Consider the following 11,978-nt stretch of genomic DNA (forward strand, 5'->3'; position numbering starts at 1 on the left):
AGTGATGATGACCGTGCGCGCCATGAACGTGGCCGTGTGACAATTCTTCGCTAGTTGCATCACGAACATCAATCACCGAAGCGACAAAGCGAATGCTCATGCCAGCAAATGGATGGTTACCATCGACCGTCACGGTGCCTTCGTTGATTTCAGTTACGCGGAACAAAATCACATCACCAGAGATAGGATCATCCGCTTCAAACATCATGCCCACTTCAACTTCTGGTGGGAACACATCTTTTTCTTCTTCACGCACCAATTCTGGCTCGAATTCGCCAAAGGCGTCTTCAGCCGACATGGTCACTTCAACAGTGTCGCCAACGGCTTTACCGTGCAGTGCTTCTTCAACCAAAGGCAAGATATTGTCGTAGCCACCGTGCAAGTAAGCGATTGGCTCTTCGGTTTTGTCGATTTGTACGCCTTCTGCGTTGTACATTTCATAGTTAATGGTCACTGCGGAATTTTTTGCAATTTGCATTGTATTTAGTCCTGATAGTTAATGAATCTCGATTTGTTTAACGAGTTCGAGTATTTCAGCCGCATGACCCTTGGGAGTCACGTGGTAGAAAGCATGCCGAATGATGCCCGTTGGATCAATCACAAACGTCGAGCGATCGATGCCGTATCTTACCATGCCCTTCGCTTCCCATCGGTGTTGCGCATGATACAAGGCAATGACTTCGCTTTCGGCGTCCGAGAGCAGCTCAAATTCTAGCCCATGCTCATCAATAAATAGCTCGTGCGCCATGCAATCATCACGGCTCACCCCCAGAATAACAGCACCATATTTCGCAAATGCGGCAACCCGATCAGAAAACTCAATGGCCTCTAAAATACCACCCGGCGTTTTGTCGCCATTAAAAAAATACAGGATCACGGTTTTTTTACCCAAAAAATCAGCCAGTTGCACTGCATTCATTTGTGCATCCGGCAAAGAAAACAGTGGTGCAACATCTCCAGAATTCAGCATAAATACTCCAGTCAGTGCGATAATTAGCTTCTTATTTTCTCGTTATAGTCATCAGCCATGCGTAAAACACTATTAGGCGCCATCTCACCCGAAGAATTTTTACGTGAATATTGGCAAAAAAAACCTTTGCTCATTCGCCAAGCGTGGACTGACTTCCCCGAAATCATCGACTACGCCCGTTTGGCCCAGTTGGCCGAACGCGACGACGTGCAATCTCGTTTAATCGAATACAAAAATGAGCAATGGAAACTCGAAAGCGGGCCATTTACTCCGTCTCGCCTAAAGCGACTTGGCGAAACCGATTGGACTATTTTGGTCCAAAGCGTGAATCATTTAGTGCCACATATTTCTGAATTATTATATCGCTTTAATTTTCTACCTTACACGCGCCTTGACGACCTAATGATTTCTTATGCCCCGCCCGGCGGCACGGTCGGCCCACATTACGACTCTTACGATGTGTTTTTACTGCAAGTGGGCGGTAAAAAACGCTGGCAAATTTCCAGCGATGACGCCAGTGGCTTTATCGAAGACGCACCGATTCGCGTGCTAAAAGACTTTAATCCCGAGCAAGAATGGATTTTAGAGCATGGCGATATGCTGTACCTGCCGCCGCAATACGCGCATTACGGTGTGGCACTTGAGCCGGGGATGACTTATTCGATTGGTTTTCGCGCGCCAAAAACCCAAGAAATCGCCGTCAAATTTTTAGAGTATCTGCAAGACGAAATCTGCCTGGAAGGCATGTATGCCGACCCAGACGCAACGGTAACCAGTGTACCGGCAAGAATTGACGAGCAATTTACCGATCGCATCAGCCAAATGCTGCAAAACATTCAATGGAATGATGAGCGCGTTAAAGACTTTATCGGTCGCTACTTTACCGAGCCGCCACCGCATGTGTTTTTTGATCAAACCGAAGAATTACTCGACTTTGATGATTTTGCTGCCGCAGTGGCGACATCGGGCGTGATGCTCGATCTAAAAAGCCAAATGCTCTACAGCGACGATGCTCTGTTTATTAATGGTGAAGTCTTGGAATGTCACGCCGACTCGCTCGATGCATTACACGAGTTAGCAAACAATAGACAGCTTGGTGCGGAGGTTTATACTGAAGAACTTTTAGAAACCTTGTTCACTTATTATGAATATGGCTACATCACCCTTAAGCCCATCCAATGAAGTCTTAATGCCGTTTGATCGCAAGCTTAGTTATCAAGCGGCATTTTTGGCCACTTTACGCTTGGCGCGACACGAACTCATCCTCTGCGAGCGCGACTATTGCGAAAGCGATATCGATAGTCGCGCTTGCCATGATGCGCTGTGGGATTTTTTTACCGCCACGCCATCGGGTCGACTCAAAATATGGGTGCAACATGCTGATTTTCTGGCCACGCGCTGTCCACGCTTATTGCAATTACGCGATCGATTTTCGCATTTGATCGAAATCCGACAAGGCCACGATTTTTCGCTGGGTAAAGAAAAAGGATTTATCGTTGCGGATCGGCAATTTTTTTTACAAAGGCATCATTTCTCTAGCTTTCGTGGCGAGACTGGGGAAAACCCTAGCATCGTCGCGAATTTGCAACACGATTTTGCCCTACTCTGGGAGCAAGCCAGCCCTGCAGATAGCCTGCAACGCCTTTATTTATAAGGCTGTACACGCGGTTACACGAAGTAGCGAGATTCAATCTAAATACCCCCTGTTTTTGCCGCTTGGGTACTAGCCATTTTGTTCTGCAGTGCTTAGAATTCGTCCTGTCGGTTGTGTGAACAACTTAAGAAATTTATTTGAATCAAGTCAGCAAAATATTTTGCTGCTTTGTTTTGAAATTACCCTCACTTTTTAGCTAAAAGGTCTTAAAAATGAAACAAACTCTACTCGTTGCTGCTTTGTTGGCTGTTGCTTTGTCTGCTTGCGGTAAAAAAGAAGATGTAGCTGCTGATGCAGCTTCTGCTGTTGTTGAAGCAGCTTCTGCTGTTGAAGCAACTGCAGCTTCTGCTGTTGACGCTGTAGCTTCTGATGTTGCTCAAGCAGCTTCTGATGTTGCTTCTGCTGTTGAAGCTAAGTAATTAGCTCTTCGCAGTATAGAAAAACCGACCTTAGGTCGGTTTTTTTACGTCTGTAAGAAATACCGCAATGCCTCCCCTGCACCATACTGCACGCGCGCGCTTAGGCATGCTACGATTCGCTATCTATTTGTTTTCACCAATCGCTTTGAATTTGCCGGCCAGTATTTAATCAATGCAATTGCCGACAATTTGATATCGCCTTGGTATGTATTGCCATCCAAGCCTCATAAGGAATACCGTTGTGACCGATACCCATATTAATGTCGATCAAGCTGAGATCGAGAAATTTTCTGCTCTTGCGCATAAATGGTGGGACAAAAGCAGCGAATTCAAACCCTTACACGAAATTAACCCGCTTCGAATCGGCTTTATCGAGCAATACGCCGGAATCAAAGGCCTCACGATGCTGGATGTGGGTTGTGGCGGCGGCATTTTATCTGAAGGTTTAGCCGAACGCGGCGCCATCGTTACCGGCATTGATTTAGCCGAAAAATCACTTAAAGTCGCAAAATTGCATTTATTTGAGTCGGGCTTAAGCGTTAACTATCAAAACATCCCGGTTGAGCAACTCGCCGCCGAGCAAGCCGAAACCTATGATGTGGTCACTTGTATGGAAATGCTGGAGCATGTGCCATCACCGGCCAGCATTATCGAAGCTTGCGCTCGCTTGGTGAAGCCGGGTGGCTGGGTGTTTTTTTCAACGCTCAATCGCAATCCAAAGTCCTATTTGCTGGCCGTGCTTGGCGCTGAATACGTACTCAATATGTTGCCGCGCGGCACACACGAATATAAAAAATTTATTAAGCCGTCCGAATTGGCGCGCATGACCCGCGCAGTGGGCTTAAATACCGTCGCAATTACCGGTATGACGTATAACCCAATCACCGACACTTACAAACTAAGCGATGACACCGATGTCAATTACATCGTCGCCACGCAGAAAAACGCATGATCCGCGCCGTTTTATTTGACCTTGATGGCACGATTGCCGATACCGCGCCCGATTTGGCTGGGGCGCTCAATCGACTACTACTGGAAGAAGGCCGTGAGCCGCAACCTTATGCGGCGATTCGCCCCTTAGCCAGCCACGGTGCGCGCGGTATTTTGGAGTTGGGATTTGGCTTAACGCCGGATGACGCTGAATATGCGCCCTTGCTCGCGCGTTTTTTCGATCATTACCAGAACTATGTATGCCAAGACACGGTGTTATTTGATGGCATCAGCGAGCTCATCACGCAGATTAACGCGCGAGGGCTAGCGTGGGGAATTATCACCAATAAGCCGATGCGTTTTACCGACCCGCTGGTTCAATTACTCCCCTTCCCTATTGCGCCAGAGACCTGTGTTTCTGGGGATACGGTGGGTATACCCAAGCCAGCACCTGAGCCCATGCGGCATGCTGCGGCCGAACTGGGCATTGATCCGGCCCATTGCCTGTATGTTGGCGATGCTGAACGTGATATTGAAGCAGGACGCAATGTGGGCATGACAACGGTGCTGGCTAATTATGGCTACATCCGCGAAACGGATCAGCCGCAAAGCTGGGGGGCGGATATTCAGATTGAACATCCGCTTGAATTACTCAAGTACTTACCGCCGCGACGATAAGCGCGATGGCGCTCGACTCAGCGGTGAATCAACGGCACCGCTGAGCGCAAGCCATTTAGCGAATCAACTCACTCTCTGGCTGCGTCGCCTGCAATTGCCGCAGGCCGACCAGCACCGGTTGCAATGCAGCCACCACGATGGCTAACTGCTTAGCAATCTGCTCATTGGATTGCTGTTCAATACACGCTTGCTCTAACTCACCCGCCACCTGCTGAATCTGGCTAGCGCCCAAATTAACCGCCATGCCTTTTAAAGAGTGCGCACAGCGCATCGCGGCATTCGGATCGCTCGCCATTTGTGCGGCGGCGAAGTCAGTTTCAAATTGACTAATGCTATTAGAAAACAGCAGCAATAGTTTCATATACAAGCCTTCATCTGACATACAACACGCCAAACCACGGGCCGCATCAATTCCGGGCAAATCATAAATAGTACGTTGCGACTCAATTGCAGCGGGGCGAGCGGCATCGTCCACCCCTGCGGGGTCGGCCAGTAAACGATTTTTTTGCGGGCTAATCCAACGCGCAATAGTGGCGAACATTTCGCCGACATTGAGTGGCTTGGCAATATGGTCATTCATTCCCACGGCCAAAACCTTATCGCGATCCCCCGCCATGGCATTGGCGGTCATGGCAATGATTGGCAAATGCGCCCATGCCGGCTGATTGCGAATGATTTTAGTGGCGGCATAGCCATCCAGTATCGGCATTTGGCAATCCATTAAAATGCCGTCAAAATCATGCTGTTCGGCCAAAATATCCAAAGCAATCTGGCCATTTTCGGCCAAGCGCACCTCAATACCCGCTTTTTCTAGCAACGCAATTGCTAGCTCTTGATTCAGTACATTGTCTTCAACCAACAAAATCCGTGCACCATGCAGTTTTAGCATGGCCTCACTTTGCGTTTCAGCCCTTTGCTCAAAACGAGTTTCGGCCAACTGGCCTTTATCTAAAGCCAAACCAATCGCCTCTAATAAAGACGATCGGGATACCGGCTTACTCATCACACCGCGCACTCGTGCGCCAGATTGCTCTGCCAATGCCGCCACATCTTGACCATAGGCCGAGATTAAAATCATCGGCGGTAAGCCGCTGGCAAACGCAGCTTGTAATTGCAAAATGCACTGCAAGCCATCGAGCATTGGCATTTTGTAATCCATCAAGATCAAATGATAGGGCTGGCCACCACTCATCGAATTGGCAATCATACCGATCGCCAAATGCCCATTACTCACCTGATCAATCTGCATGCCAAAACTGCCCACCATCCGCGCCAAAATTTCTCTGGCCGTCGGATTATCATCGGCAATCAGCACGCGTAAACCGGATAATTCCTCAGCAAGAAACATCCGTTTGGGCGCTTTTTGGCTCGCCTGCAGGCCAAAGAAGGCATGAAAATGAAACGTTGTCCCGACGCCTTCTTGGCTTTCTACCCAAATTCGGCCATTCATTAATTCAACTAATTTTTTAGAAATCACCAAACCCAAACCGGTGCCGCCATATTTGCGACTGGTTGAGCTATCGGCCTGACTAAACGATTGAAATAATTTGTCACACTGGGCGACATTCATCCCGATACCCGAATCACGCACCCAAAAATGCAATTCAATCAATTCACTGTCGGCACTGATTTTTTCTACCCCAACGACAACCTGTCCTTTTTCGGTAAATTTAACCGCGTTATTCCCCAAATTAACTAAAATCTGCCCTAAGCGTAATGAATCCCCCACTAAAGACATCGGCAAATCCATCGGTACTTCAAATAATAATTCAAGCCCTTTGTCTGATGCCTTATCGGCGACCAGATTAGCCAAATGATCGAGCACATCCTCTAAGCCAAAATCAGCTAATTCCATATCCAGTTTGCCGGCTTCGATTTTGGAAAAATCTAAAATATCATTAATAATGCCCAGTAGATTTTCAGCAGCTTTATTCACTTTACTCACGTAATTACGTGCCTTGGCTTCGAGTGGCAACTCTAAAGCCAATTGTGACATCCCAATAATGGCATTCATGGGGGTGCGAATTTCGTGGCTCATATTGGCCAAAAAATCACTTTTAGCGCGAGTTGCCTCTTCGGCGGTGTCTTTGGCGATTTCGAGCTCACCGGTACGCTCTTCAACCAAGGCCTCTAGATGGTTTTTATACGCATCGAGTTCGGCATACGCGGTTAAATTTTCAATCGAGATCGCCGCTTGCGCCGCCAACCAGCTAATGGCTTGGCAACGCTTCACGGAAAAAACCCCCTCAACCGAACCATGCTCTAAATACAGTACACGCTGCGTTTTACCTTGTCGGCCAATCGGCATACAAAGCAAAGATTTTATTTTTCGGGAATGAATCTGCGGATCATCAGCAAACTCAAGCGCTTGGCTGGCGTCTTCTAAAACAACAGCCTCACGAGTATTGTTAACCAAGCGAATCACCGATTCGGCCAACCCCGTATCCGCCTGCATTGATCCGGCAGATTCTTCAATAGACAACCGGTTGTCTAAATCCAAGACAATACAACCTTGCTGAGCACCCGATGATTCCAAAATGATTTTTAACAGTCGAGACAACAAACCATCGAGTTTGCTTTCACTGGAGATGGTCTGCACCGCGCGTAAAATCGCCAAAACATCAATGGCATCTAAACCAAATTCATTCGATACCGTGCTGGCCGTTCTGGCCAATTCAATCTTCGGCAAGATACGCGATTTCACTCTTTGCGCCAAAGCCAGTGCTTGGCATTCAACATAGGCCAGAGCGGCCTGCTCAAGCGCCAAAGTACTTGCTGCAGCATTGCGCCGGCGCTGATGCATTTGCGCCAATGTTTCATTAAAAAACCCCAGATTCAGCAAAAAGCAATGATGCCGCGCACTGTGGATCGCTTGCTGGCAGAGCGATACGGCTTGTTCTTCTTCGCCGTCTAAATCGGCTAATAATGCTCGTAAGAAAAACAATTTGTCTTCAACATTTTCAGCGCAACCGGCCACATAAACCGACTGATAGAACGATTCGATGTCTCTTAATTCCAGCAATAACTCCGTGCGACAACTCGACTCGGCCGCTCTGGCTTTTCCTGCCAAAGCCACGCCATGCCAAAATGGATGATGCAAACTTAATAAATACGTCGCTGGCCACGCCGCTTTCACGCTGGCATACAAACGAATCGCATCATCAAAGCGCCCCTCAAGGGTGTACAGCATCATTCGGCAAATATTCAAGCCTGCAATGGTAATCGGGACCGACTGCCAAGCCTCAAGAAACTCGGCCTCCGAAAACTCGCTATGATCCAACACCCCTAAACCCGCGGTATCACCATGTAATGCAGCCGCAGTGGCGGCAAATGGCAAGCTCAAGCTACTGACAAAAGGCAGTTCATTGCTGGCACAAAAATTAAGTGTTCGCTGCGCGGTGGACTGCAAATCGGTCACATCACGGCATAAAAACAAACTCACCCAAGGAATACCGACCAGCATATAGCCGCCATACAAAGGATCATGTGCGCGCAATGCGACGCTATAGCCTTCATTGAGTAGCGGAACTGCGCGTTGAGCCGGTTCGGCCCAATGGGTAATATTCCAACCGTGATAGGCTAAACAGCGCTCATAGCCGTATAAATCATAGGTTTTGCTATTGCTATTGAGTAAGCGAATACCCACTTCGGCAATTTTGCAGGCGTCTTGGTATCGGCGATGATGCGCAATTAATGCAATACCCAGCAAAGTAAAAAACATCGGCGAAACCCGCGTATAGCCATAGCGTATTGATCGATTAACACCAATAATCGCAATCACCGAAAAAAACGGGAAATTCACAAAAATAGCGGGTTCAGAAACCTGCGATAACACCTTAAGTATCGCATCATGCGCAGCAGCATCACTGACCGGCACATCATCAAGTGATGAATAAGACTGCGTACGCATCGTAGCTTCAAATTGCTCAAGCTCTTGCTGATACCTTTTCATTAACGCTGCGGCATCATCGAGCGGCGGAATATCAATACCAAATAAAGCCAAGGCTTCTCGGCCAAGCTCATTGATTTCTGCTAAACGGCTATCGTGATTTAAATGGGCAATGCGTAAAAAATACAGCTCAACTTGCTGTAGTGGCGTTTGAGCATGCTGCTCAAGCAAATGAATATAATCTGCAAAACGTTCATATGAGCCAGCGAGCTCAAACACTTGGGCCGCATTTAAATAAAGACTAAATGAAAGATCAAAATTACTCGGCGAAAACGCATCGTTCAACAGCGCAATTCCAGCCTCTAAATAACTGAGCGCCGCCTGATAAGCCATGGCCTGCCTTGCCTTAACCCCAGCCTGAAAATTAAGCTCCGCCAATTGCAAGCGCTCATTTGGCGCACCAATTAAATGCTGCGCCGCATTAAGGTGATCGACGATTTCAAATAATTTAGGTTCGACATCACTCGCCAACATTCGCTCGAGCAGCAAACGGCCAATCCGCAAATGCAACTGATTGGTATATTCATCCGACTCTAAAACATAAGCGCCTTGCTGTACTCGATCGTGCAAGAACTTAAATTCATGCCTATCTTTGCCATCGGTAATGGGCAATACAATTTCTTCTTGCAACGCCGGCGCTAACATCGTCAAAATCGTCGCTTGATCAAGCTCGCCGACCATAGACAAGGTTGCCAAATCAAATCGATTACCAATGCTGGCGGCCATATTCAAGATATTGCGGGTATCTGGCGGCAGGCGCCGAATGCGGCGAACCATTAAATCAATGACATTTTCAGTATGTGTGAGTGCTAAGGCGCGCGCCTTAGACCAAACCCACCAACGGCGCTGCGGATGAAATGATAAGATTTTTTCATCATACAATTCCTGCAAGAACTGCCGTAAAAAGAACGGATTGCCTTGCGTTTTACGCATTAACATATCGTAAAACAATGGCAAATCATCTAGACCCGGAAAACTATCGCACACCAATTCAGCCAAATGCAATGTAGCAAGTGGCCCAACGCTCACGGCTTGAATCGCTACACCCTTCTTTTTAAGCTCGGCAAACATCAAAGCCAGTGGATGCTGCTCATCAACCTCATTATCTCGATAAGCACACAAGACCAATAAATAACCCACATTTCCTTCAGAAAGGCAGCTTTGAATTAAAGCCAAGGAGGCAAAATCAGCCCATTGCACATCGTCTAAGAACAAAACTAATGGGTGATTTGAATTCGCAAATGCCTTTAATAACGCGGTAAATGCCATATTAAAACGATGTTGGCCAGCCGGCCCTTCCAACACGCAGGGTTTGGCTTGCGGGCCAATAATTCGCGTAATATCGGGGATTAACTCAGCAATCACGGCACTATTTTCACCCAGCGCATCACGTAACACCACACTCCAGCGCGCTAAATGCGCCCGATCTCCAGACAAAATCCGTCGCAATAAAGCAGTAAACGTCTCAATTAACGCCGAGTAAGGCACCTGCCGACGAAATTGGTCATGTTTACCCTCGGCCATAGCACCGCACGATGCGGCAACCGCCGCGCGCAAACTACGAACCAAACTGGTTTTGCCAATGCCTGAATAGCCGCCAATGGTGCACAGCACGCCCTCGCCTTGGCAGGCGCGTTCAAAAAGTTGCTGCAATTGTGCGACATCTGCATCGCGACCATACAACTTGTTAGAGATGACAAAACGCCCAGATTCATCATGCGTACCCAGCAAAAAATCTTCGACCAAGCCAGACTGCATCCGCTGCAAACACTCACGTAAATCAGCGCTTAAGCCAGCAACAGAGGCATAGCGCCCCATCGTTGGTTTTTCCAGCAGCTTAAATACAATGCGGCGCAATACCGGGGGGATTAACTGCGTGTTTGGCATGGCTGCAGGGGGCAGCGCCAAGTGGGCATGCACCAAAGCCAACAAATCATTCGCCACAAAGGGCGGCGAATCATTCAGCCAGGTATACAGCAAGCAGCCCACCGAATATAAATCGCTGCGCGGACTGACCTTATCCCACATTCGTCCTGCCTGCTCAGGCGATGCAAAGCATAAATCCTCAACACTAATTAGCTCTGATCGCATCGCCGGCGGCGCAATCAAACCGATTAAACGGCCCTCATTAAACCGCAAACTGGCCAAAGTGATCGCGCCATGATGATTACCATCGGCATGATAAACACTCAGATGCTCGAGTAACTCAAGCGCATTTTCAAGCGCCAAAATAATCTGCTTCATAAGCCACCTATGGCAGGTCAAATATCAAATCACACGGCCAAACAAATAGCACTACAGCCACTACTTAAGTAGTGTAGTCAGAATTTACGACTTTAAAAGGCAGCAATCTAACCAGGAAACGTCAACAAAAAGAAACCCACAGAAAGAATGCGATAAAGTTCGTCGTTAAAAACCCAACAATTTGGCTGCATTGACGATAAAATGCACACCAGCAAATAACTAAGTCTTTGATATCAATCCACTAGGTCTAGCGGCCGGAAGTTAAGGCGTGATCTACTAGCCCAAAGCAAGCATAAGCAGGTATAATCGCCCTTCTTCTTGTCCAACTTGAAGACTACCGATCGGGGGCGCCATGGTTTCGACGGGGGTTGCAAAGCGGGTGAGGGCATGTCGGGATCGCAGATTCCCGTTAAACACTGTATTTTTATAGTCGCAAACGACGAAACTTACGCTCTAGCCGCTTAATCGCGCTAGACTCTACACCACAGGGTCCATCGGGTGGGCTGGGTCAAACCAGCAGTAGAGTCATTTAGATGGAATCGCCTTAACTCGGGTTACTTGGGTTAGGGTTAAATTTAGGTAACTCGCTCTCCTCAAGCCTGCCCATCGGCGTGAAAGGGGGTTAAAACCCAAAAGATAAGGCTAAACATGTAGAACTCTTCGTAGAGTGCTTCCGGACGGGGGTTCGACTCCCCCCACCTCCACACCACATTGAATAAGCCCCTGATTTTAGGGGCTTTTTCTTTGAATTGGCGTTCGGTATTGCTGCATTTTTGCGTTTTGCTACACGAAAAATCCTGTTTTGCTACACACGTTGCTATACAGGAGCAATACCGTGACCTACCTCATAAAACGCGCAAGCACTTACTATTTGCGAATCCGCGTACCTCATCAACTTCAAGCCAAAGTTGGTAAAAAGATACTGTGGAAAAGCCTGAAAACCTCTAACTCTCGCATTGCTCAGCAGTTGTGCATTAAGATTGTCGCAAAATTACAACTCGAATTCCAAATCATGGCAAATCAGCACAAGACACTAGCCGACTTTAAACGCGAATTGGAAGTGGCTGACGATCTGAAACAAGCTCAACACGACGATGAATGGAATCGTTGGGTCGTGAGTCAACTGCATACAGC

Annotated in this window: 9 protein-coding genes and 1 other RNA gene; 7 read left to right on the plus strand and 3 right to left on the minus strand. The window is 47.8% G+C overall.

Going from position 1 to position 11,978, the window contains the following annotated elements:
* Nucleotides 1-478, minus strand: a 478-nt coding sequence (locus tag Q0V82_RS15265; RefSeq protein ID WP_297577094.1) for a peptidylprolyl isomerase, incomplete at its 3' end; no start/stop codon positions are given.
* A gap of 18 nt (nt 479-496) precedes the next feature.
* Nucleotides 497-970: a peroxiredoxin gene (locus Q0V82_RS15270; protein ID WP_297577097.1), complete on the minus strand. Its 474-nt coding sequence runs from the start codon at nt 968-970 to the stop codon at nt 497-499.
* Nucleotides 971-1,027: 57 nt separating this feature from the next.
* Here Q0V82_RS15270 and Q0V82_RS15275 point away from each other — a divergent pair, with 57 nt between their 5' ends.
* From Q0V82_RS15275 to Q0V82_RS15295, 5 genes are all read left to right on the plus strand, one after another.
* Nucleotides 1,028-2,152, plus strand: a complete 1,125-nt coding sequence (locus Q0V82_RS15275; RefSeq protein WP_297577099.1) for a cupin domain-containing protein — start codon at nt 1,028-1,030, stop codon at nt 2,150-2,152.
* Nucleotides 2,115-2,624 carry a hypothetical protein gene (locus tag Q0V82_RS15280; RefSeq protein WP_297577101.1) on the plus strand — a complete coding sequence of 170 codons (510 nt, stop codon included), beginning with the start codon at nt 2,115-2,117 and terminating at the stop codon, nt 2,622-2,624. Before Q0V82_RS15275 ends, Q0V82_RS15280 begins: the two co-directional genes overlap by 38 nt.
* Before the next feature lie 212 nt (nt 2,625-2,836).
* Nucleotides 2,837-3,043: a hypothetical protein gene (locus Q0V82_RS15285; protein WP_297577103.1), complete on the plus strand. Its 207-nt coding sequence runs from the start codon at nt 2,837-2,839 to the stop codon at nt 3,041-3,043.
* Nucleotides 3,044-3,248: 205 nt separating this feature from the next.
* Nucleotides 3,249-3,995 carry a bifunctional 2-polyprenyl-6-hydroxyphenol methylase/3-demethylubiquinol 3-O-methyltransferase UbiG gene (gene ubiG, locus Q0V82_RS15290; protein ID WP_297577105.1) on the plus strand — a complete coding sequence of 249 codons (747 nt, stop codon included), beginning with the start codon at nt 3,249-3,251 and terminating at the stop codon, nt 3,993-3,995.
* Nucleotides 3,992-4,651 carry an HAD family hydrolase gene (locus tag Q0V82_RS15295; protein WP_297577107.1) on the plus strand — a complete coding sequence of 220 codons (660 nt, stop codon included), beginning with the start codon at nt 3,992-3,994 and terminating at the stop codon, nt 4,649-4,651. Before ubiG ends, Q0V82_RS15295 begins: the two co-directional genes overlap by 4 nt.
* A 55-nt stretch (nt 4,652-4,706) precedes the next feature.
* Here Q0V82_RS15295 and Q0V82_RS15300 read toward each other — a convergent pair whose 3' ends face one another.
* Nucleotides 4,707-10,844 (minus strand): response regulator, encoded by a 6,138-nt coding sequence (locus Q0V82_RS15300; protein ID WP_297577109.1) that lies wholly within the window; start codon nt 10,842-10,844, stop codon nt 4,707-4,709.
* A 343-nt stretch (nt 10,845-11,187) separates the two neighbouring features.
* Between Q0V82_RS15300 and ssrA the strand changes: the two genes are divergently transcribed.
* Nucleotides 11,188-11,551: a transfer-messenger RNA gene (ssrA, locus tag Q0V82_RS15305) on the plus strand.
* 128 nt (nt 11,552-11,679) lie between these two features.
* A partial coding sequence (locus tag Q0V82_RS15310; RefSeq protein WP_297577111.1) for a DUF6538 domain-containing protein occupies nt 11,680-11,978 on the plus strand: 299 nt, incomplete at its 3' end.

It is taken from the genome of uncultured Deefgea sp. (genome assembly GCF_947072475.1).
Lineage (GTDB): Bacteria > Pseudomonadota > Gammaproteobacteria > Burkholderiales > Chitinibacteraceae > Deefgea.